Source organism: Streptomyces sp. NPDC002092 (genome assembly GCF_053593775.1).
Genome location: NZ_JBSFDG010000019.1, coordinates 80510 through 102536 on the forward strand (window position 1 = coordinate 80510; position 22027 = coordinate 102536).

Here is a 22027-nt window from a genome sequence, read left to right on the forward strand (position 1 = left end):
GAGGGGTGGGGCCGAGAATGGGCGACGTGGTCTACGACCTGCGCGAGGTGAGGCGGAGCCGGTACGCCGTGGCCGCCGTGTTCGCCGTGCACGGGGCCGTCACCGGTTCGTTCGCGACCCGCGTGCCATGGGTCCAGGACCATGCCTCGCTGAGTGCGGGACAGCTCGGCTTCGCCCTCGCCTTCACCGCGTTCGGCGCGTCCTGCTCCATGCCGCTGGCCGGGCGGATCAGTCACCGCTTCGGCAGCCGTACGGCGCTGCGCGGCCTGATCGCACTGTGGACGCTGGCGCTCGTCCTGCCGTCGCTCGCGCCGAACATGCTCACGCTGTGCCTGGCGATGTTCACCTACGGGGCGAGCGCGGGCATGGCCGACGTCGCGATGAACGCGCTCGGTGTCGAGGTGGAGCGGCTGCTCGACAAGTCGATCATGTCGAGCCTGCACGGCATGTGGAGCGCGGGCGCGCTGATCGGCTCGGCGGCCGGAACACTCGCCGCGCACCTCGGTTCGGACGCGCGTCTGCACTTCGCGCTGGCCTCGGCCACCCTCACCCTGCTCGGCGTGCTGGCCTGCCGCTGGGTGCTCGACGTGCAGGCGACCGAGGACGAGGAGCCGCCGCCGCGGTTCGCGCTGCCCCCGAAGTCCGCGCTGCTGATCGGCACCGTCGGCTTCTGCGCGGTCTTCGCCGAGGGAGCCAGTCTCGACTGGTCGGCGGTCTATCTGCGCGACCAGCTCGACACCTCGGCGGGCCTGGCGGCCGCATGCACGACCGGTTTCATGCTGACCATGGCGGTGGCCCGGCTCGTGGGAGACGTGGTCGTCGACCGCTTCGGTGCGGTCCGCACCGTGCGGGCGAGCGGCGCACTGGCGGTCATGGGCGGGCTGCTCATCGTCGTCGCGGGCCATCCGGCCGTGGCGATGGGCGGCTTCGCGCTGCTCGGCCTCGGTATCGCGGTCGTCGTGCCGCTGTGCTTCGCGGCGGCCGGTCGCAGCGGCCCGAACCCGAGTCAGGCCATCGCGGGCGTCGCGACCATCACGTACACCTCGGGCCTGATCGCCCCCAGCCTCATCGGCGGGGTGGCGCAGGCCACGAGCCTGGTGGTGTCGTTCGTGCTGGTGACGGCCCTGGTGTGCGGTCTTGCGGCCTTCGCGGGCGTCCTGCGCACCGGCGACCGCAGCCGCCCGGAGGTCAGCCGTCCGAGCGCAGCAGTTCCCGACCCGCGGCCCTGAACCGCTCGCTCCACGGCGCGGGCCGCATCGTCTCCGGGTCCAGCCGGACCAGCACCCGGATGCCGTGCGCGTAGGTCAGCGAGCCGTCCGCGGAGCAGAACCGGAAGCCGTAGGTCAGTCCGGTGGTGCCGAGCCGTTCCAGCCAGAGGTGGACGGCGTAGGCGCCCGGCCGGGTGACCGGGGCCTCGTAGCTGATCCGGAGCTCCTTGACCGCGTTGCAGGCGTCCCCTGCCGCGGCCCAGTCACCCTCGAAGCTGAAGCCGTGCTCCTGGAACAGCTCGGCCCAGGCCCGTTCGACCATCAGCGGGTAGCGGGCGTTGTGGAGCAGGCCGAGGGCGTCCAGGTCGTCGAAGTGGACGGTGACGGGGATCAGCCGGCCGTGGGACAGAGCGGGAGCGATCGTGGCTTCGGCGGTCACGGGTGGGGCTCCTGAGCAGGGGGACGAAGCGGTGGGGACACTCCATCCTAAGCGGACGCTCAGGAGCCCCGGCCGGGAGGGCCGTCGGAAAGGCCCTGGTCAGCCCGCTATCGAGTCCAGCTGCTCGGCCGCCGGGCGCAGCGCCCAGAGGTCGCCGCCGGGCGGTGTCTCCAGCTTGGGGACCGCCTGCTGCGCCGCCTTGTCGCCCGCGTCCGCCGCCGCGTGCACGACGTCGCTCGCCGCGTAGCGGTGGAACTCCAGCTCCGGGTGCGGCCATGCGGCGGAGCCGGTCGCGGCGGGCAGGAGGTAGTCGACGGCCTTGAACAGCCCCTGCCCGTCCGGGCCTTGATAGGTCCACAGGTTCACACCGACGTGCCGGCCGATCGCCGCGAGCCGGGTGTACGCGACCAGGTCGAAGGTCGAGTAGTGCCAGCTCCGCGTCCGGGCGAGTTCCTGCGGCTGGCTGCCGTCGGCGGCGATCTGCGGGTCGATGCGTCTGGTGCGCGCGTCGAGAACGGTTCGCCGGGCCAGTGCCCGGTCGCCGGTCGCACAGGCGAGGGCGGCGAGCTGCATGTCGTAGAAGGTGCCGTGGTTGTTGGCCGCCGCGCCCTCCTGTTTGCCGAAGGTGCTGTTCTTCAGCCAGTCGAGGAAGTCGGCGTTCCACTTCGCCATCCCCGTCCGGTCGGTCTTCGTCCAGCCCGGGGCGCCGGTGCCGAGGATCGCGAGGGCGTCGACGACACTGGTGTACGACTGCGAGAAGTCGATGATGCCGATGGCCCGGCCGTCGTATCTGCACGGGATGAACTGGGCGTGGTCGAGGTTGGGGTTCATACGCGTGGCCGGGGTGAGGAACCAGGTGCGCAGGACCTGGGCCGCCTTCTGGGCGTAGGCCCGCTTCCCGGTGTAGTACCAGGCCAGGGACAGGTCGTAGGTCGAGTCGAAGACCTTCCCGACGTCCTGACGGTCGGTTCCCGAGTCGACCTCGGGGTTGCGCTGTCCGTCCCGCTGGACATACGGGCAGCCCCACGGATTGTCGGCCGTCGGGGTCCGGGTGGGCCACCAGTAGGGGGCCTGGCTCAGATAGTCGTGGAGGTCGCCGCCGGGTGCCGGTCTGGGCTTGTCGACGACCGTCCAGGGGCCCTGCGTCAGCCAGTTGTCGGCGCGGGCTGTCAACCCCCTTAGGGCGAGCTTGAGTTGGGCATCGCCCTGGTCCAGGCGGAGCTTGGTCCGTTGCAGCCGGACGCCGTCGAGGACGGCCGTGTCGGGGACCCTGGGTGCCGCGTGCACGGAGGGGACGAGGACGGCCGCGAAGGTCACCGCCGCGGCCAGCAGGACGGCGGCACGGGATCTTCCACTCATCGAGCACTCCGATCCATCGAACGAATGGTCAGGAATGTGAACGCAGTTCATGAGTAGGGCCGTGCGAGCGTAGAGGCGCCAGGTAGCCGTGACAATGGTCCGGACAGCTTTCCATGTACGGAGAATCATGGTGCCGGGCGTCGCGACCGTGATCTTCCTGCTCGCGCCCCGCGGCCGGGTGCCCAGCTGTCTGGGCTGCTCACTGTCGTTCGTGGGGGGTGGCCGCCGTGATCCGCGCCCAGGACGGTACGAGCGCCACGGTGACCGGCGCGGTCCTGGTCGTCGGCGTCGCGCTGTTCCGGTGGGCCGCCGCCGGCTTCGCCCTCCTCTTCGGTCTCTGCCCGAAGTTCGGCGCGGTCGCGGCCGCGATCCCGGGCGGCGTCCTCGGCGGCATCACCGTCATCCCTCATCACCGGCCACCACACCCTGCGCGCCTTCGCGCCGGCGCATCTCAAGACCCAGCAGCCGCTCCTGGACGAGGGCGCGTCCTCCTACGACGAGGCCAAGTCGTAGGCGTACGACGGGCTGAACGTGCCCGGAGCCCCCTTGCAACCGTCCGACTCCCCCGGCAGCTTCACCCACAGATAGGCGTCGATGCGCGCCTCGCCGGTGCTGAGCGTGGGCGCCCGGCCGATCCTGCGGCCCGCCGGGTCGCACCACTCGCCGTCGGCGGGGGCGCCGTTGCCGTTGCGGCTGGTGTCGATGACCGCGCCCAGGCCCGCGGGGCCACCGAGGGCGGCGAGGACCTGGCGGTCGTAGGCGACCTCGTCGGGCGTCGTCCGGAAGTTGGAGACGTTGCTGAAGATTCCGTCGGAGGAGGCGGCCGAGGCGGCGCCCGCCTCCTTCAGCAGTGCCGCCTGCCGCGCGGCCGGGTTCCAGCCGGAGTGCCCGGCGTCGTAGTAGACCCGCGCCTTCGGGTCCGCGGCCTTCAGGACCCGGCCCGCGCGGGCGAGCGAGGCGAAGCGGTCGGCGCGGGCGCGGTCGGAGAGGCAGTGGGACTGGGCTATGGAGTCGGGCTCCAGCACGACGACGACCTCACCGGAGCCGAGCCCCGCCGCGAAGCCGTCGATCCAGGCGTCGTACGCGGCGAGGTCGGGCGCCCCGCCCTTGGAGGCGCCCCCGCAGTCGCGGCCGGGTATCGCGTACGGCACGACGACCGGCACCCGGCCCTCGGCCGCGGCGTCCGAGGTGACCGCGCGGACGCGGGACGTGATGGTCGCCGGCGTGTAGTCGGCGAACCACACGGCGGCCGGCTGGTCGGCTATCCGGGACTCGATGACCGGTGTGCGTGGGTCGTCCGGATGGTCGCGGACCCAGTCGAGCACCTGCGAGTCGGAGTGCCGGTAGAGGAGGGCGGACACCGCGGCGGGCTGCCGCTTCGGCTCCGTCCTGGTCGGCGAAGGACCGGCCTTCGTGGGGGAACCCGACGGCGGGGACGCGGACTTGGTGGCCGTGGCCGGTACGGAGGGCACCACCGGCAGCTGCTCGAGCTGCGGCGAACTGGTCACCTCGGGCTTCGCCTGCTGCGCGCCGCGTCCGTCGTCGAGCGCCGACATCATGCCGGTCGCGGTGCCGACGGCGACCACGACCCAGGCCGCCGCGGCCATGGCGCCGCGCCGTTTGGCCCGTCTGCGCTCGGCCCTGCGTGCGGCCAGCCGCTGCGCGCGTAAGCCTGACACCGTGCCGCTCCCCCCGCTCCGTTCCCCCGTTCTGGGGAAGCGCCGGGCCCGCCGACACCCCCATCAGCCTAGGACTGGGACCCTTCCCCCATGGCGCAATTGGAACAGTTCACCACTTCTGTAGACGCAGTAGTCTCCCGCATGCGCGCCCTCGACGCGACCCTGCCCGAACGGGACGGTGTCGCGGTCTTCAACCGCGTCTACCTCGCCGTCACCGAGGCCGTCGACCGGAGCATCGACGCCCACCGGTTCGCGGACGCGCGGGCGGCGACCACGCTGGACGTACGGTTCGCCGAGCGCTATCTCGCCGCCGTCGACGCGGTCACCGCAGAGCGGCACCCGCCGGCCTGCTGGCGGCCCCTGTTCCAGCTCCGCCGCCATCCCGGAGTACGACCGCTGCAGTTCGCCCTGGCGGGCATCAATGCGCACATCGGCCACGATCTGGCGCTCGCCGTCGTGGACAGCTGCCGTACGTTGGACTGCGAACCGGCCGAACTTGAGGACGAGTTCGATCGCGTGGGCGACCTCCTCGTCTCGCTGGAGGAGCGCATCCGCGAAGATCTGATGCCGGGCCCCGACCTCCTCCAGATCGCGGACCCGCTCACCCATCTGCTCGGCGCCTGGAGCCTGGAGCGCGCCCGGGACGCCACCTGGACCGCGGCACGGGCACTGTGGGCGCTGCGCGGACTGCCCGATGTCGCGGCGGAGTTCACCGAGCGGCTGGATACGGCGGTGGGCTTCGCAGGCCGCATGTTGCTCACACCGCTTCCGAGTTAAGTTGACTGTTGAACCGACGCAAAGGAGCAGACGCATGGCCATTCGGCTGGGGCTGAGCCTTCCCCAAGCGCGGCAGTACGACATCGGACGCGATGTGCCCGACGTGGCACGCACCGCCGAACAGATCGGCTATCAGAGCCTGTGGGTCTACGAGCGTGCCCTCTTCCCCGAACCCGCGACCCAGGGTCTGTACGGCGTCGAGGGCCTGCCGTGGCCCGACGTGTACCGGGGCGTGCCCGACCCCCTGGTGACGCTGACCCTGGCGGCCGCGGCGACCGACCGGGCCCGGCTCGGCACCAGCATCCTGGTGGCCCCGCTGCACAACCCCTTCCAGCTGGCCAAGTCGCTCGCCACGCTGGACGCGGCGAGCGGCGGCCGGGTGCTGGCGGGCCTCGGCACGGGCTGGTCGCTCGACGAGTACGCGGCCGCGGGCGTGGCACCCTTCGAGGAGCGGGGCCGGGTCCTGGACGAGATCATCGACGTCTGCCGGGCGGTGTGGGGCCCGGACCCGGTGGCGTACGAGGGCCGGATCACCAAGATCGCCTCGGCCGTGGTCGGCCCCAAGCCCGCCCGTCCCATCCCGATCCTGCTGCCCACCAACAGCAGGAAGGCGATGACCCGGCTCGTCGACCGCGCCGACGGCTGGATGCCGATCGCCATGGGTGCCGAGCAACTGGCCACGCAGTGGCGTCAGTTGCAGGACCTGGCGGCCGAGCGCGGCCGGACCGGGCCGATCGAGACGGTGGTACGGGTGAACGCCGGGTACACGCCCAAGGCGTACGACGGGGCCGACCGCTCCCCGTTCCAGGGCAGCGTCGCCCAGCTCGTCGAGGATCTCGCCGCCCACGCCGAAAGCGGCCTCGACGAGTTCTTCTTCGAGCTGCAGGGCGGCGCACGGGACGCCCAGGAGCTGAAGGACGTGGCCGCCGAGCTCTACGAGTCCGTGCGCGCCGCCGGTCTCTAGTCCTCCGGCAGCTCGACCGGCGCGATCTCGTCGTACACGTCGCCCGGCCCCGGGTTGGTCGCGTCGGTCCCGCCGCCGAAGTGGTGCATGACGCCCCAGACCGCGTTCAGCGCGGTCTGGATCGCGCCCTCGGCCCAGCCGGCCGTCCAGGAGATGTCGTCGCCGGCGAGGAAGATGCCCCGCTTGTCCTCGGGCAGCCGGTCCTGCATGAAGTGCGTGAACAGTCGCCGCTGGTAGCGGTAGTGGCCGGGCAGGTTGGCCTTGAACGCGCCCATGAAGTAGGGCTCGTTCTCCCAGGACACGGTCACCGGGCTGCCGATGATGTGCTTCCTGATGTCGACCTTCGGGTAGATCTCGCCGAGCGACTTCAGCATGACCTCCATCCGCTCGTTCGCGGACAGCGGCAGCCACTTCAGGCTGTCGTCGCACCAGGTGTAGGAGAGGCAGATGACGGCGGGCTTGTCCGGGCCGTCGTCCAGCAGGTAGGTGCCGCGGGTCATGCGGTCGGTGAGCGTCATCGACATGACGTCCCGGCCGGTCTCCTCGTCCCTGTCGAGCCAGAAGGGGCGGTCGACGGGCACGAAGAGCTTGCTGGACTCCATGTAGTGAGTGCGCTCGATCGCCGTCCAGTGGTCGATCGGGAAGAGCGAGTCGTCGCAGGCGATCTTCGACAGCAGCATCCAGGACTGGGCGGTGAAGATCGCCGCCTGGTAGGTGCGGATGTCGCCGTTCGCGTCGGTCACGGTGATCCGGTTGCCCGCCGTGCGGTGCAGCCGGGTCACGGCCGGGCGGGGCTCGCCGTCCACGTGCAGGGACTTCAGGGACGTCCCGTACGGCCAGTGGACGATCTTCTCGGGCTCACGCTCCCACAGCCGCAGCGGGAGCTGCTGGCTGCCGCCGACGATGCCGCGGTGGTGGTCGTCGGCCTCGGTGTAGACGACCCGCAGGATCTCCAGGATGGAGTTGGGGAAGTCGGTGTCCCAGCCGCCCGTCCCGAAGCCGACCTGGCCGAAGATCTCGCGGTGGCGGAAGGACTTGAAGGCCTCGGAGTCGCAGAGGAAGCCGTAGAAGGTCTGGTTGTCGAGCTTCTCGACCAGCTTCGCCCAGATCTCGCGGATGCGCGGCACGTCGCGCTCGCGCAGGGCGCGGTTCATGTCGGAGAAGTCGGCGCCCTCTTCGAGGCACCTGTTCCACGCCTCGGCGACATCGCGGTAGACCTGAGGCAGGTCGTCGACCGTCTCGGCGTAGTGCGACTCCCCCTTGAGGTCGACGACGGTCGAAGGGGTCGCCTCCGCAAGGGGGTTGGGGAACGGCCGGGTCTCGAGTCCCACCAGGTCGATGTAGTGCTGCAGGGCCGTCGAGGACGGCGGGAAGCGCATCGCGCCCATCTCGGCGGTCAGGGACGGGTCGCAGCCCTCGAACCCCACGGTCCGCAGGCGCCCGCCGATCCGGTCGGCCTCGTACACGACCGGCTTGAGGCCCATCTTCATCAGCTCGTAGGCGGCCACGATGCCGGACAGTCCGCCGCCGATGACCGCGACCTCGGCGCCGTGCTCGGTCGCCGGTATCTGGCCGAGGCCCGCGGGGTGGGCGAGGAAGTCGTCGTACGCGTACGGGAAGTCCGGGCCGAACATGGTGATCGGCGGCAGCTGCTGCTCGTCTGCGTGCTCGACGGCGTTGGGCACGGTGGACGTCATGGGGTACGGACTCCTTGCACGGAAAGTACGGGGTGAGGGGTTCGGGGCGAGGGACTCAGACGAGGGACCCGTAGAGGCCCGGGCGGCGGTCCTTCAGATACGGGTTCGCCTCGCGGGAGGCGGCGAGGAAGGCGGGGTCGGCGTCGGCGAACACCAGCTCCTCGCCGCGTCCGGCGCGGGCGCGGGCGACCCCGTCGGGACCGGCCAGCGCGGAGAGCCCGACGAAGTCGAACTCGCCTTCCTGACCGACCCGGTTGACGTACGCGACGTACAGCTGGCTCTCCCAGGCCCGGACCGGGATCATCGACTCGGCGACGAACTGGAACGGGTGCATCTGGGCCGTCGGCACGACGAGCAGGTCGGTGCCGGCCAGTGCGTGGGCGCGGACGTTCTCCGGGAACTCGACGTCGTAGCAGATCATGAGGCCGACGGTGAGCCCGCCGAGCTCGGCCTGGACGACCGGCTGCTCGCCCGGTGTGAAGTGGTCGCGCTCGAAGCCGCCGAAGAGGTGGGTCTTGCGGTAGTTCGCGAGACGGATCCCCTCGGCGGAGATCATCTGCGCGGAGTTGAAGACGGTCTCGCCGTCCCGCTCCGGGTACCCGTACGCGATCACGAGCCCGTGCCGTCCGGCGATGTCGGCGATCGCGTCCGCGGACTCACCGTCGGCGGGCTCGGCGAGGCGGCCGATGTCGTCGCCGATCGCGTACCCGGTCAGGAACATCTCCGGCGCGGCCAGCAGCAGGGCACCCGCGGCAGCGGCCCGCCCGGCAGCCGCGTCGAGCACCTTGAGGTTCTCGGCGACGGACCCGGGACGACCGGAGCTCTGGAGCAGGGCGGTACGCATGCGTGTTCCTCAGCGGTACGGAGGGGTTCTGGGGCCATTTAGACGGTACGGTCGCGGGCCTGGGCCCAGCAAGAAGAAGCCGTTGCGCGCTGGTGAGCGGTTCGTTGCGTACGGGGCCTGTCAGACGGCGATTCGTTGCGCCCCTTCAGCCGCCGAGCCCCGGAGCACCCTTCAGGCGCCGGGTCCTGCAGCTCCCCCAGGGGCGCGGGGCTGTGTCGATATGCGGCTCCGCCGCGCGGGCGCGACCAGCCACAACGCACCGACAGACGACCGACAACCTCACGCACCGCTAAAGCTCACGCAACCGCTCAATGATCTCCCGCAGCAATGCGGGATCATCCGCGGCCCCGCCCGCAGCGCCGCGCCCCGGCGCATCCACCCGCACCAGCCCGGCCTCGGCCAGATCCCCCAGCAACACCCGCAGCACCGTAAGCGGCAGATCCGCATCCGCAGCCAGCTCCACCACCGGCCGGGACCGACCCCGTAGCAGGGCAAGCAGCGCGGCCCCGGCATGGTCGACCCCCGGCCGCACCTCCCCACCCACGGCAGTGATCCGCGCCATCAGATCAATTCGATGCCCGTCGGAGGGGCGGGTCCGCCCCCGAGTGACGGTGTACGGCCGCACCATCGCCCCGGTCTCGTCCTCGTACCAGTGCTCGTCGCTCACGGCAGGGACGCCCGCGCCGCCACGCCCTCCTCCGCCATTACGCCCTCCGGCAGGGTCACCACCGCCGTCGTCCCGCCGTACGGCGACGGCCCGAAGGCCACCTCGATTCCGTGCCGGGCGGCGAGGCGCCCCACGACGTACAGCCCGAGCCGGTCGTGCCGGGTCGGATCGAAGCCGCCGGGATTCCCGATCGTCCGTTCCGCCTCCTCCAGCTGCCCGGCGTCGAACCCGAGCCCCCGGTCGTCGATCTGCAGGACGAAGCCGCCGTCGGCCCGTGCGGTGCGCATGGTCACGCGGGTGTCCGGCGGCGAGAACACCGTGGCGTTCTCGATCAGCTCGGCGATCAGATGGACGACGTCGGCGACGGCGTCCGCCGCGACGCCCACCGGGGGCATGGGCGGCACCTCGACCCGGGCGTACGCCTCGATCTCACCGACCGCGGAGGCGACGACGTCGGCGACCGGCACCGGGCGCCGCCATCTGCGGCCGGGCGCCGAGCCGGAGAGGACGATCAGGTTCTCGGCGTGGCGCCGCATCCGGGTGGTGAGGTGGTCGATGCGGAAGAGCTGTTCCAGAACGTCCGGGTCGTCCGTGCGCCGCTCCAGCGTGTCGACGAGCTTCAGCTGCCGGTGCACGAGCGACTGGTTGCGGCGGGCGATGTTGAGCAGCACCGCGGAGAGCCCACGGCGCAGGTTCGCCTGCTGCACGGCCGCCTCTACGGCCGCGAGACGCGCGGCGTTGAAGGACCGCCCCACGTCGCCGATCTCGTCGGCGCCCGCCTCCCCGTCCGCGAGCGGCGGCGCCTCGGTGACCGCGTCCACGTCCTCGCCCGCACTCAACCTGGCCATGACGTCGGGCAGTTGGCCGGTGGCCAGCAGATCGGCGGCATCCCGCAGCGTCTCGAGCCGCCGCGAGATCCGGCGCGCACCCCGCACCGCGAACCACAGCGACAGCCCTACGGCGGCCAGTCCGACCACTCCGACCGCCGCGGCCCTGGTCAGCTCCCGGTAGGCGAACTGCCGCCCGCGCCCGGCGGAGTTCATGGCGGACCGGGTGCACAGCAGCATGTACTGCTTGACCGCCCGGTCGGTGGTGGAACGCCAGGAGTCGGCCGCGACGGCGTTCCCCGCACCCGCAGCTCCGGCCCGCAGCAGCGCGTCCTCGCTCGTCACCAGCTTCCGGTGCAGCTGCCCGCGCTGGAACGCCTCGAACAGCGCCCGCGAGTCGCCCGGCAGGTCCGGCACATACGTCCGCTCGAAGACCCGTCGGTCCTCGACGGTCGCCGTGAGCGTGTCGTACTGCCGGTCGGTCAGTGTCCCGGCGGCCCGCGCCCCGGCGACCAGCGCGTCCTCCCGCGAGACGAACTCCCGTACCCGGACCAGCTCGACGACGACCTGGGCCTCCCGCGCGAGCTGCCCCGCCTGCAGGGCGGTGAGCGTCGACTCGACGTCGAAGGCGGGTTCCACCAGCGCGCTGTACTCACTCACCGCCCGGTCCCAGGAGATGTCCCGGGACAGCACCCGCTCCCGCAGCCCCTCCAGCCTGCCGACGGTCGTGGCCATGGCGTCCAGCGCCTGCCGCTGCCGGGCGGAGAGCCGGCCGCGGTCCCCGGACCGGATCGCGTCGCGCATGGCGTCCACGGCCCGGTCCGTACGGCGCTGCTGCTCCAGCAGGCCGGCGACGGGCGGCGTACGGCTGTCCGTGCCCAAGTACACGGCCGACAGCCGCCGTTCGATCTGGATCTGTCCGATCGCCGTGTCGACGGGGGTGCCGAACTCCTCGTAGACGCCCTGCACCCGGACGAGCGCGCGCAGCTCCCCGGTGACCGAGACCATGGCGAAGCTCCACAGCACCAGCAGCGCCAGCACGGGAGCGAACGCGAGCGCGACGATCCGGGCGCGTACCGTGCTGGGACGGCCGATGAGCCGGCGCATGCTCACTCCCCGGAGTTACTCGCCAGTGCTACCCGTCGGTAACGACGCCGCACAACCTACGGGAAGCTCCGCCGGAACCGCAATGGCCACTTGAGCACCAGCAGCATCGCCGTCACCAGATAAGGCACCGCGAACAGCGCGAACGCGGTGCTGTGCGCGGCTCTCGTCTCGATCGCCGCGTAGCCGCCGTACGCCGCGACTGTGGCCAGGTCGCTGCCCAGGCCCGCGACCGAGGTCAGGGTGGCCCGGCGGGTGTCGTCGATGCGCTGCTGGAGACGGACGTCGGCCAGTACGGTCGCCAGCTGGAAACCGCCGAAGGCGAGGGCGAGCAGGACGAGGGCGTGAGGGGTACGCGCCGCGGCGCCCACGGCCATGGCGAGGGCGGCCACCGCGAGGACCGCCGCCAGTCCTGCCGTACCCATGCGTTCCCAGGACCCGGCCAGCAGGCCTCCGGCGGTCGCTCCCGCCCAGATCAGCAGGAGCAGACAGGGAACCGTCGTCTCCGCCACGCCGGTGTCCCGCACCAGCAGGGGCGTGTACTCGTCGAGCGCCTCCCACACGGCCCCCACCGCCGGGACGAGCAGGAGCGCTCCGCGCAGCGACCGGTCGCGGCGGACCGCGGTGAGCCCCTCCCGCAGGGTCGTGGACCAGGCCTCCGCGTCGGCCTTCGGCGCCGCCCGGTCCTCCGGGAAGCGGGTCGCCGTCGCGGCGCTCGCCAGGCAGGCCAGCACGCTCGCCGCTCCTACGGCGGGGTAGCCGCCCCAGGCGAACACGGGTCCGGCGAGCGCCATGGCCGCCATGATCGCGACATGTCCGGCGGCCCGGGCCCGGCCCATGATCCTGGCGTACCGGTCGGCCTCACCGAGCCGTTCCAGTTCCTCGTACACCAGCGCCTCCAGCGCGCCGGAGCCGAGTGCCCCGCGGGCACCCCACAGGACGAAGCCCAGGGCGAAGGCCCAGTACGACGGGGTGAGCACCCACAGGGTGAAGCCGGCCGCGGTGAGCAGCGGGCCGAGCCAGAGCAGCAGCCGCCGGGAGACGGCGTCGGCCCAGGCGCCGGAGGGCAACTCCAGAACGACGCCCGTGATCGACCAGAGGGCGAAGAGGGAGGAGATCTGCCAGACGGACAGACCGGTGTCGCTGAACAGCAGCGCGTACACCGGGTAGAGCAGGACGAAGTCGTCGAGGAACGCGTAGCCGTACAGCGTGGCCGTGAGCCGGCGGACGCCGGTGACGGCGGGCACGCGCGCAGGTGAGAGTGTCATGAGGCCTTCCCGCAGGGACGGATCGGATGCCGGAGGTACGGCGTCCGAGGCGGCCCTCGGGAGGCACGGCTGGTGGATCAATGTCGCCAGGTCATGGCACCGATGGTAGGCGCGTGCGGCGATCCCGTCCGGTGATTATGTCGGTGACCCCGACGAGAAGCGGCGCAGCAGCGGCGACAGCACCAGCACGGACTTGGTGCGCTCGACGAACGGCTCCCCTGCGATGCGCTCCAGGACCCGCTCGAAGTGGCGCATGTCGGAGGCGAAGACCTGCACGATCGCGTCCGCGTCGCCGGTGACGGTGGAGGCGGCCACGACCTCCTGATAGCGCTCAAGACCTCGCCGGATGACTTCCGGCGAGGTGTTGTGCCGGCAGTAGATCTCGACGAACCCCTCGGTCTCCCAGCCGAGCGCCCCCGGGTCCACCCGTACGGTGAAGCCGGTGATGGCGCCGGTGGCGCGCAGCCGGTCCACGCGCCGCTTTACGGCGGGTGCGGACAGGCCGACGAGCTGCCCGATGTCCGCGTAGGAGCGGCGGGCGTCCTCGGCGAGGGCGTGCACGATGCGTTCGTCGAGATCGTTCAGCACTGCTGGTGGTTCACTTCTCTGGAGTCGCGTGTACGTCTGGAGTCGCGAGTTCTGCTCGCGTGGCAAGGCGGGAGCGGCGATAGCCGTACCCGAAGTAGAACACGAGCCCGACCGCCATCCAGACCCCGAAGACCACCCAGGTGACGGCGGACAGGCTGCCCATCATCCAGACGCAGAGGACGAAACCGATCGCAGGCAGGATCGGCGACAGCGGCACCCGGAAGGTGCGGGGCATGCCCGGCCGGGTCCGGCGCAGCACGACCACGGCGATGTTGACCAGGGCGAAGGCGAAGAGGGTGCCGATGCTGGTGGCGTCGGCGAGCTGGCCGAGCGGGATCGCCGCCGCGAGGACACCGCAGAACAGCGAGACGATGACCGTGCCCGCGCGGGGCGCGCCGGTCTTCGGGTGGACCTTGCCGAACACCTTGGGGACCAGCCCGTCCCGGGACATCGCGAAGAGGATGCGGGTCTGGCCGTAGAGCACGGTCAGCACGACGCTCGCGATGGCGATGACGGCGCAGGCGGCGAGCAGGGTGCCCCAGAAGGTCTGGCCGGTGACGTCGCGCATGATCTGGGCGAGTGCGGCCTCCGAGTCGTTGAACCGCCGCCAGGGCTTGGCACCGACGGCGACGGCGGCGACCAGCACGTACAGCGCGGTGACGATCACCAGCGACAGCATGATGGCCCGCGGCAGGTCGCGCTGCGCGTTCTTGGCCTCTTCACCCGCGGTGGAGGCGGCGTCGAAGCCGATGTAGGAGAAGAAGAGCGTGGCACCGGCAGCGCTCACGCCCGCCATGCCGAGCGGCATGAAGTGCGCGTAGTTCCCGGACCTGAAGCCCTGGATGCCGATGGCGCAGAACAGCACCAGCGCGGCGATCTTCACACAGACCATGATCGTGTTGGCGCGGGCGGACTCCCGTGCGCCACCCAGCAGGAACGCCATGGCCAGCAGGACCACGATCAGCGCGGGCAGGTTGAAGATGCCGCCGTCGCCCGGCGGGGCGGACAGGGCGTCCGGGATGGTGACGCCTATGGTCCCGTCGAGCAGTTCGTTGAGGTACTCGCCCCAGCCGACGGCCACGGCGGCGACCGAGACGCCGTACTCCAGGACCAGACACCAGCCGCAGATCCAGGCGATCAGCTCACCCATGGTTGCGTATGCATACGAGTACGAGGACCCGGCGACCGGGATGGTGCCCGCCAGCTCGGCGTACGAGAGGGCCGAGAAGAGCGCGGTCAGACCGGCGATCACAAAGGACAGGGTGACGGCGGGACCGGCCTTGGGCACGGCCTCGCCGAGGACCACGAAGATGCCGGTGCCGAGGGTGGCGCCGATGCTGATCATGGTGAGCTGCCACAGTCCGAGGGAGCGGCGCAGGGCCCCTCCCTCACCCTGGCCGCCCTCCGCGACCAGGCGTTCCACCGGCTTGCGACGCATGAGGCGCGCGCCGACGCCCGAAGACGGTGGGGCGTTCGTGGTGCGGTCCTGCGGGGGTGCGCCTTGATCGAGCACGCGCTGACTCCTTCGTCACTGCGGTCAGGGCGGCGGGGACCGGCGGCGTCCCCGCGCGAGCAGGGACCCACCGAGCGGGGTCCCTGCCACGCCACGTACAGGGCATGACCCTACGGGGCAGGCCTTCGCAGGCGAAATGCAGCAACCTTGCGCATACGTGCAAGTTCGTTGCGTTCATGGCATCCCGGCGGGCGTTCGTTGCACGGGGCTTGCCGAGTGTTGCGTACGGCTGCTCAGTGCAGCTCCTTCACCAGGAAGGTGCAGGCGTCGACGCACTCGCGCTCGGCGCCGTCCGCGTCGACGTACGTATAGCGGTCGAGGTAGTCCGTCACCGGGCGATACCCGAGCCGCGCGTACAGCGCGGCCGCCCGCGGATTGTCCCTGCCGACACCGATGCCGACGAGCGGCAGGGCCCGGTCCCGGGCCAACTCCTCGGCCGCTCGGATCAGTTGGGTGCCGATTCCGCGCGAGCGGAGGTGCTCGGGCCAGACGCCCAGCCCGCCGATCTCGGGGCAGTCCACGGCGACTTCGGGCGCCTCGCAGCCGATCCAGCGCATCTCCGCGTGCCCCACGGGCCGGCCCTCCAGCCAGGCGAGCAGATAGGTGCAGTCCCCCGCCTCCTGCCGGGCGAAGCGCCCGGCGTGGAATGAGGTGACTCCGGGCGAAGGGATGTACTGGTCGAGCAGCGCGACATCGGCAGCCCGGCAGACGGTGATCTCCATGCTCTCGACGGTAGAGCCCGGACATGCCGACGGCCCCCGATTTTCAACGGGGGCCGTCGGCAAGGGACTTGGCTCAGCTCCAGCTGGCGTGCAGCGGCTTGCCCTCCGCGTAACCGGCCGCGCTCTGGATGCCGACGACCGCCTTCTCGGCGAACTCCTGCAGGGAGTTCGCACCGGCGTAGGTGCAGGAGGAGCGGACGCCCGCGATGATCGAGTCGATCAGGTCCTCCACGCCGGGACGGGCCGGGTCGAGGAACATCCGCGAGGTGGAGATGCCCTCCTCGAACAGCGCCTTGCGGGCGCGGTCGTACGCCGACTCCTCCGACGTGCGGTTGCGGACCGCACGCGCGGAGGCCATGCCGAACGACTCCTTGTAGAGTCGGCCGTTCGCGTCCTGCTGCAGGTCGCCCGGGGACTCGTAGGTGCCCGCGAACCACGAACCGATCATCACGTTCGACGCGCCGGCCGCCAAGGCCATGGCGACGTCGCGCGGGTGCCGGACACCGCCGTCGGCCCACACGTGCTTGCCGTACTTCCTCGCCTCGGCCGCGCACTCCAGGACCGCGGAGAACTGCGGGCGGCCGACGCCGGTCATCATGCGGGTGGTACACATCGCACCCGGGCCGACGCCGACCTTGATGATGTCCGCGCCCGCCTCGATCAGGTCGCGCACGCCCTCGGCGGCGACGATGTTGCCGGCGACGATCGGGACCTGCGGGTCGAGGGCGCGCACCACCTTGATGGCGCTGATCATCGACTCCTGGTGGCCGTGCGCCGTGTCGATGACGAGCGTGTCCACGCCCGCGTCCAGCAGCTGCTTGGCCTTGCCCGCGACATCGCCGTTGATGCCGACGGCGGCGGCGATGCGCAACCTGCCCTGCGCGTCGGTGGCGGGCGTGTACAGCGTGGCGCGCAGGGCGCCCTTGCGGGTGAGGATGCCGGCGAGCCTGCCGTCCTTGTCGACGGCGGGCGCGTAGCGGCGGTTGGCGTGGTCGAGGCGGTTGAAGGCCTCACGCGGGTCGATGTCCGCGTCCAGGAGCAGCAGATCCCGGGACATGACGACCTCGAGCTGCGTGAAGCGGTCCACGCCGGTCAGGTCCTGGTCGGTGACGACGCCGACGGGCCGGCCGTCCTCGTCGACTACCACTCCGGCGTTGTGCGCACGCTTGGGCAGCAGGGCCAGCGCGTCGGCGACGGTCTGGTGCGGGGCCAGCACGATCGGGGTGTCCAGGACGTGGTGGCGGCTCTTCACCCAGGAGACGACCTCGGTGACGACCTCGATCGGAATGTCCTGGGGGATGACGACGAGGCCACCGCGCCGGGCGATGGTCTCGGCCATGCGGCGGCCGGCGATGGCGGTCATGTTGGCGACGACCAGCGGGATCGTGGTGCCCGTGCCGTCCGGGGAACTGAGGTCCACACCCTGCCGCGAGCCGACCGCACTGCGGCTCGGGACCATGAAGACGTCGTCGTACGTCAGGTCGTACGCGGGCTGGATGTCGTTGAGGAAACGCACGTGCTGCACATCCCAGTCGATCAGAGGTGGCCCCCGGACAGGTCAGCCAGGGGGAAGAGCACGTACTTCATTGTCCCATGTCGACCGGAACGCGATACACGGGCAGATCATCCAGGCAGGTCAGAGGGGCCTTAGGAGGTTCCTCCAAGGGCGAGTGCCACCGTGAGCGCCGGCATCCGGTCCATGGCCGCGGAGAACACCTCTCCCGCGACCTCCCACTCCTCGGGGCGCGCCTTCGCGTACGACTGCCAGTTCCGTACGACCACGAGCAGCCCGTCCACTGCTCCCTCGGGCCAGACAGAGATGTCGCTGAGGCTGTCGACGAGCGCGTCCCAGTTGCGGCCGAACCAACCGGGCAACTGGAGGGCGTCCACGCAGCGGTCCATCAGACCCGCCTTGTCCGTGACCCCGTCGAGGTCCAGCGTGACCACGAGTTCCGCCATCTCAGTACCGCCCCGAACGGGTCTTGGCGACTTTCCTGATCACCTGTCAGATCCCGTCCGGGTCGGCCCTGTTGAGCGCCGGCTTCGGCGTCGGGCCCGCCGTCATCAGGACGTCCGCGGCCGACGTGTCCGTCACCAGGCTGGTGACGAGCCCGGAGCGCAGCACCGCGTCGATGGCGGACGCCTTGCGCGCCCCGCCCGCGATCGCGACGACCTCGGGGACACGGCGGAGCTGGTCCGTCTTGACGGTGATGCACCGCTCGCCCAGGTCCCGTCCGACCCGGCGGCCCTGCGCGTCGAAGAGGTGCGCGGACATCTCGGCGGCGACACCGAGCGAGGCGTAGTGCGCGCGCTCCTCGTCGCTGAGCATGTCGTGCACCGTCGAGATGCCGGGCTCCCAGGAGCCGATGGAGACACAGGCGACCGTGACCTTGTCGAAGTACTCGAAGGCCCGGGCGATCCCGGTCTGGTGGCGCAGCGCGGCCGCGGTCGCCGCGTCCGGCAGCAGCATCGGCGCATAGATGGGGTGGGCGTCGCCGCCGGAGACCTGGGCGGCGCGGCGCACGGCCTCGACGGAGCCGCGCTCGGCGGTCCCGGCGTCGTACACGCCCGTCAGCTGCACCACCGTGCACGGCGGCAGCCGGTCCAGGGCCGCGGCCATGTGGATGGTGGAGCGGCCCCAGGCAAGGCCCAGCACATCGCCCTCGTTGACGAGCTCGCCGAGCAGGTCGGCGGCCACCTCACCGAGGTTCTCCGGGTCGGGCGTCTCCTCGGCCTCGGCCGGGGACTCCACCACGACGGCGTGCCTGAGGCCGTAGCGGGCGCGCAGCGCGTCCGAGCGCTCGGCGTCCAGCTCGGCCGGGACCCGGATCTCGATGCGCACGAGATCCCGTTCGAGAGCGGTCTCCAGGACCCGGGCCACCTTGAAGCGGCTGACGCCGAACTCCTCCGCGATCTGGATCTTGGACTTGCCCTCGAGGTAGAAGCGGCGGGCCATGGCCGCCGCCTGCACCAGCTCAGCGGGTCCCATCCGCACTGCTGACCGGCCCGCCGACATACCCGACACGGCGATCTCCTCACTGCTGTTCACACTCTGGATTCGCCGTTCATCCTTGCAGATTCGGCGCACTTGATCCGCCCTGATGGGCGCCGTTCACGTTGTCTTGGCTCAGTGGTCGCACGCCCAGCTCGCCCTGGCGGTCACCGTCTCCGCCTGGGTGCGCAGTGCACGTACCGCGTGCGCCGGGTCCTCCGCTCCGTACACCGCCGAACCCGCGACGAAGACGTCCGCACCGGCCTCGGCGCAGCGCTCGATGGTGGAGGCGGAGACTCCGCCGTCCACCTGGAGCCACATTTCGAGGCCGTGCTTGCTGATCAGCTCGCGGGTGCGGCGGATCTTGGGAAGCATGATGTCGAGGAACGCCTGCCCGCCGAAGCCCGGCTCAACCGTCATGATCAGCAGCATGTCGAGCTCGGGGAGCAGGTCCTCGTACGGCTCGATGGGCGTGGCGGGCTTCAGGGCCATGGAGGCGCGGGCGCCCTTGGCCCGGATCTCCCGGGCGAGCCGCACCGGCGCGGCGGCCGCCTCGACGTGGAAGGTGACGGAGGAGGCCCCCGCTTCGACGTACTGCGGGGCCCAGCGATCGGGGGCCTCGATCATCAGATGGCAGTCCAGCGGGGTGTCCGTCGCACGGGCCAGGGACTCTACGACCGGCACGCCGAGCGTGAGGTTCGGGACGAAATGGTTGTCCATGACGTCGACATGGAGCCAGTCGGCTCCTTCGACCGCCTTCGCCTCGTCCGCGAGGCGGGCGAAGTCGGCGGACAGGATGCTGGGATTGATCTGCACGGCCATGACCCAAGCCTGCCATGTCCGGGCACGTTTGTTCGCGCCGGTCCGGACCTGAGACGTTCATACGATGGTGCGGACGGCGCTGCGCGGAGTCAGCCGGTTCTCCGGATGAGCGCCAGATACATGGCGTCGGTTCCGTGCAGATGCGGCCACAGCTGTACGTCGGGGCCGTCGCCGAGGTCCGGTACGCCCGGCAGCAGGGGGCGTGCGTCGATCAGCTCGGCCTCGGGGTGCTGCTTGAGCAGGTCGTCTACCACGGCCCTGGTCTCGGCGAGGTGCGGCGAGCAGGTGGCGTAGCCGACGACGCCGCCGACCCGTACGGCCTCCAGCGCGGTGCGCAGCAGGGCCCGCTGCAGCGGCCCGAAGCCGTCCAGGTCCTCGGGACGGCGCCGCCAGCGCGCCTCGGGCCGCCGGCGCAGCGCGCCGAGCCCGGTGCAGGGCACGTCCATCAGGACGCGGTCGAAGGAGCCGGGCCGCCACGGAGGACGGGTGCCGTCCGCGGCGATGACCTGGTAGGGCCCCGGGTTGCCGCGCAGGGCCTTCGCCACCAGTCCGGCCCGGTGCGGCTGCTTCTCGGAGGCGAGCAGGGTCGCCCCCCGCTCGGCGGCCAGCGCACCCAGCAGCGCCGCCTTGCCGCCGGGCCCGGCACATCCGTCGAGCCACTTCCCGTCCGGCCCGTCCAGCGGAGCGTTGGCCAGCGCCAGCGCCACGAGCTGGCTGCCTTCGTCCTGCACACCCGCGCGACCGTCGCGGACGGCCTCGATCGCACCGGGCTCACCGCCTTCGCTGAGCCGCACGGCATAAGGCGACCAGCGCCCCGCGACGGCGGCCTCCTCCCGGAGCAGTTCCTCGGTCGTGGCCCGCCCGGGGCGCGCGACCAGGGTCACCTCGGGCCGCTCGTTGTCCGCCTCCAGCAGCCGCTCGATGCCGGTCCGCCCGCCGCCGAGCGAGTCCCACAGCGCGGAGACGACCCAGCGCGGATGCGAGTGCACGACGGCCAGATGATCCTCGGGGTCCTCGTCGTAGGGCGGTGCGACGCGCTCGATCCAGGTGTCCAGGTCGTCCTGCGCGACCTTCCGCAGCACCGCGTTGACGAACTTGGCCCGCCCGTCACCGAGCACGACCCGGGCCAGCTCGACGGAGGCGGAGACGGCGGCATGGGTCGGGATCCGCGTCCCGAGCAGCTGATGCACACCGAGACTCAGCACATCAAGCACCGGCGGGTCGACCTCGCGCAACGGCCGGTCCACACAGGCGGAGATGACGGCGTCGTAGGTGCCCTGCCGTCGCAGCGTCCCGTACACCAGCTCGGTCGCCAGCGCCGCGTCCCGCCCGTCGAACTTGTCGGGTCCCTCCTTCTCCCGCGCCTTGCGCAGCAGCGGCGGCAGCACGAGGTTGGCGTACGCGTCCCGCTCGTCCACGGCCCTCAGGGCCTCGAAGGCGAGGATGCGGACGGGGTCCTTCTTGGGCCGACGGTGGGGCTTGCCGGGCTTGCGGGGCCCATGGGAGGTGTCGCTCACGAAAAAGGTGCTCCGGATGTCTGATGTGGATACGCACCAAGGGTACGTCCCGCTCGCTACCCGCCGAGCGTCTCCCCGTCCGTGATCCGCACCCCGCGCGCCCAGTCCGCCGCCCGCATCGGCTTCTTGCCCTGGGCCTGCACCCACAGCAGCCCGACGGCGTGCGAACCGGTGCCGACGTGGACGCTGTTCTTGCCGACGGCCAACTGCGCCGGCGCGAGGTCGGTCCGGTCCGGAGTGGGCGTGACCTGGATGAGCTTGAGCCGCTCGCCGCGGAAGGTGGTCCAGGCGCCGGGCGCAGGAGTGCAGCCGCGCACCACCCGGTCGACGCGCAGCGCCGGGGTGGTCCAGTCGACCCGGGCGTCCTCGACGGTGATCTTCGGGGCGAGGGTGATGCCCTCGTTCGGCTGCGGTACGGCCTTCAGGGTGCCGTCCTCGATGCCGTCCATGGTCGCGGCGAGCAGCCCGGCGCCGGCGAAGGCGAGCCGGGTCAGCAGGTCGCCGCTGGTGTCGGTGTGCCGGATCTCCTCCGTCACGGTGCCGTAGACGGGCCCGGAGTCGAGCCCCTCCTCGATGAGAAAGGTGGACGCGCCGGTGATCTCGTCGCCCGCCATGATGGAGTGCTGCACCGGCGCAGCGCCCCGCCAGGCGGGCAGCAGCGAGAAGTGCAGGTTGACCCAGCCGTGGGCGGGGACGTCGAGCGCGACGCGCGGCAGCAGCGCCCCGTAGGCGACGACGGGACAGCAGTCGGGCCCGATCTCCCTCAGCCGCTCGAGGAACTCCGGGTCCCTCGGCTTGAGCGGCCTCAGCACCTCGATCCCGGCCTCCTGCGCCCGCTGCGCCACGGGCGAGGCGACCAGCCTGCGCCCCCGCCCGGCCGGCGCGTCGGGCCGCGTGACGACGGCGGCCACCTCGTGCCGCCCGGAGGCGATGAGAGCGTCCAGAGCGGGAACGGCGACCTCGGGGGTACCGGCGAAGACGAGCTTCATGGGTGGGCGGGGCCTCTCGGACGGGGGCTGTTGCGGCAACGCACAAGTCTA

General features: G+C 71.5%; 20 protein-coding genes and 1 pseudogene. 4 read left to right on the forward strand and 17 right to left on the reverse strand.

From position 1 onward, the window contains the following. Positions 1-17: 17 nt before the first annotated feature. The gene (locus ACWCRD_RS35790; protein ID WP_450969890.1) at positions 18-1229 is read left to right on the forward strand and encodes an MFS transporter; all 1212 of its coding nucleotides are present in this window, start codon (positions 18-20) and stop codon (positions 1227-1229) included. On the opposite strand, the gene ACWCRD_RS35795 is transcribed toward ACWCRD_RS35790, so the two are convergent. Then, entirely contained in the window at positions 1189-1647 is a 459-nt protein-coding gene (locus ACWCRD_RS35795; RefSeq protein WP_450969891.1) for an acyl-CoA thioesterase, read from the reverse strand. The two genes, ACWCRD_RS35790 and ACWCRD_RS35795, sit on opposite strands and share 41 nt — an antisense overlap. Before the next feature lie 99 nt (positions 1648-1746). After that, the gene (locus tag ACWCRD_RS35800; RefSeq protein ID WP_450969892.1) at positions 1747-3006 is read right to left on the reverse strand and encodes an alginate lyase family protein; all 1260 of its coding nucleotides are present in this window, start codon (positions 3004-3006) and stop codon (positions 1747-1749) included. A 124-nt stretch (positions 3007-3130) separates the two neighbouring features. On the opposite strand from ACWCRD_RS35800, the pseudogene ACWCRD_RS35805 reads away from it, so the two are divergent. Further along, positions 3131-3410: pseudogene (locus tag ACWCRD_RS35805) on the forward strand (nitrate reductase); the annotation flags it as partial. Positions 3411-3497: 87 nt separating this feature from the next. Here ACWCRD_RS35805 and ACWCRD_RS35810 read toward each other — a convergent pair. Further along, positions 3498-4613, reverse strand: coding sequence for a glycoside hydrolase family 6 protein (locus ACWCRD_RS35810; RefSeq protein ID WP_450969962.1), 1116 nt, complete (start codon positions 4611-4613; stop codon positions 3498-3500). Positions 4614-4775: 162 nt separating this feature from the next. On the opposite strand from ACWCRD_RS35810, the gene ACWCRD_RS35815 reads away from it, so the two are divergent. Together ACWCRD_RS35815 and ACWCRD_RS35820 are read left to right on the forward strand one after the other, a co-directional pair. After that, positions 4776-5462 carry a DUF5995 family protein gene (locus ACWCRD_RS35815; RefSeq protein ID WP_450969893.1) on the forward strand — a complete coding sequence of 229 codons (687 nt, stop codon included), beginning with the start codon at positions 4776-4778 and terminating at the stop codon, positions 5460-5462. 34 nt (positions 5463-5496) lie between these two features. Continuing rightward, positions 5497-6426, forward strand: coding sequence for an LLM class F420-dependent oxidoreductase (locus tag ACWCRD_RS35820; protein ID WP_450969894.1), 930 nt, complete (start codon positions 5497-5499; stop codon positions 6424-6426). Here the strand turns inward: ACWCRD_RS35820 and ACWCRD_RS35825 are convergent. From ACWCRD_RS35825 to fmt, 14 genes are all read right to left on the reverse strand, one after another. After that, positions 6423-8123 carry a flavin monoamine oxidase family protein gene (locus ACWCRD_RS35825; protein WP_450969895.1) on the reverse strand — a complete coding sequence of 567 codons (1701 nt, stop codon included), beginning with the start codon at positions 8121-8123 and terminating at the stop codon, positions 6423-6425. The two genes, ACWCRD_RS35820 and ACWCRD_RS35825, sit on opposite strands and share 4 nt — an antisense overlap. Before the next feature lie 55 nt (positions 8124-8178). Continuing rightward, positions 8179-8967: a carbon-nitrogen hydrolase family protein gene (locus ACWCRD_RS35830; protein ID WP_450969896.1), complete on the reverse strand. Its 789-nt coding sequence runs from the start codon at positions 8965-8967 to the stop codon at positions 8179-8181. Positions 8968-9256: 289 nt separating this feature from the next. Then, positions 9257-9634 carry a DUF742 domain-containing protein gene (locus ACWCRD_RS35835; RefSeq protein WP_450969897.1) on the reverse strand — a complete coding sequence of 126 codons (378 nt, stop codon included), beginning with the start codon at positions 9632-9634 and terminating at the stop codon, positions 9257-9259. Then, positions 9631-11568, reverse strand: coding sequence for a nitrate- and nitrite sensing domain-containing protein (locus ACWCRD_RS35840; RefSeq protein WP_450969898.1), 1938 nt, complete (start codon positions 11566-11568; stop codon positions 9631-9633). The genes ACWCRD_RS35835 and ACWCRD_RS35840 overlap by 4 nt, the downstream gene beginning before the upstream one ends. Positions 11569-11624: 56 nt before the next feature. Continuing rightward, entirely contained in the window at positions 11625-12833 is a 1209-nt protein-coding gene (locus ACWCRD_RS35845; protein WP_450969899.1) for an MFS transporter, read from the reverse strand. Between the two features lie 135 nt (positions 12834-12968). Continuing rightward, entirely contained in the window at positions 12969-13421 is a 453-nt protein-coding gene (locus tag ACWCRD_RS35850) for an Lrp/AsnC family transcriptional regulator (protein WP_030946804.1), read from the reverse strand. Between the two features lie 10 nt (positions 13422-13431). Then, positions 13432-14934 carry an amino acid permease gene (locus ACWCRD_RS35855; RefSeq protein WP_450969900.1) on the reverse strand — a complete coding sequence of 501 codons (1503 nt, stop codon included), beginning with the start codon at positions 14932-14934 and terminating at the stop codon, positions 13432-13434. A 233-nt stretch (positions 14935-15167) separates the two neighbouring features. Further along, entirely contained in the window at positions 15168-15656 is a 489-nt protein-coding gene (locus tag ACWCRD_RS35860) for a GNAT family N-acetyltransferase (RefSeq protein ID WP_450969901.1), read from the reverse strand. A 73-nt stretch (positions 15657-15729) separates the two neighbouring features. Further along, positions 15730-17172: a GuaB1 family IMP dehydrogenase-related protein gene (locus tag ACWCRD_RS35865; protein ID WP_450969963.1), complete on the reverse strand. Its 1443-nt coding sequence runs from the start codon at positions 17170-17172 to the stop codon at positions 15730-15732. A 131-nt stretch (positions 17173-17303) separates the two neighbouring features. Continuing rightward, entirely contained in the window at positions 17304-17615 is a 312-nt protein-coding gene (locus ACWCRD_RS35870; RefSeq protein WP_450969902.1) for a barstar family protein, read from the reverse strand. Positions 17616-17661: 46 nt separating this feature from the next. Next, positions 17662-18705 carry a sugar-binding transcriptional regulator gene (locus tag ACWCRD_RS35875; protein ID WP_450969903.1) on the reverse strand — a complete coding sequence of 348 codons (1044 nt, stop codon included), beginning with the start codon at positions 18703-18705 and terminating at the stop codon, positions 17662-17664. 78 nt (positions 18706-18783) lie between these two features. Continuing rightward, the gene (rpe, locus tag ACWCRD_RS35880) at positions 18784-19470 is read right to left on the reverse strand and encodes a ribulose-phosphate 3-epimerase (protein ID WP_450969904.1); all 687 of its coding nucleotides are present in this window, start codon (positions 19468-19470) and stop codon (positions 18784-18786) included. Between the two features lie 89 nt (positions 19471-19559). Beyond that, the gene (locus ACWCRD_RS35885) at positions 19560-20987 is read right to left on the reverse strand and encodes an RsmB/NOP family class I SAM-dependent RNA methyltransferase (protein WP_450969905.1); all 1428 of its coding nucleotides are present in this window, start codon (positions 20985-20987) and stop codon (positions 19560-19562) included. 56 nt (positions 20988-21043) lie between these two features. Then, entirely contained in the window at positions 21044-21976 is a 933-nt protein-coding gene (gene fmt / locus ACWCRD_RS35890; protein ID WP_450969906.1) for a methionyl-tRNA formyltransferase, read from the reverse strand. Positions 21977-22027: the final 51 nt, after the last annotated feature.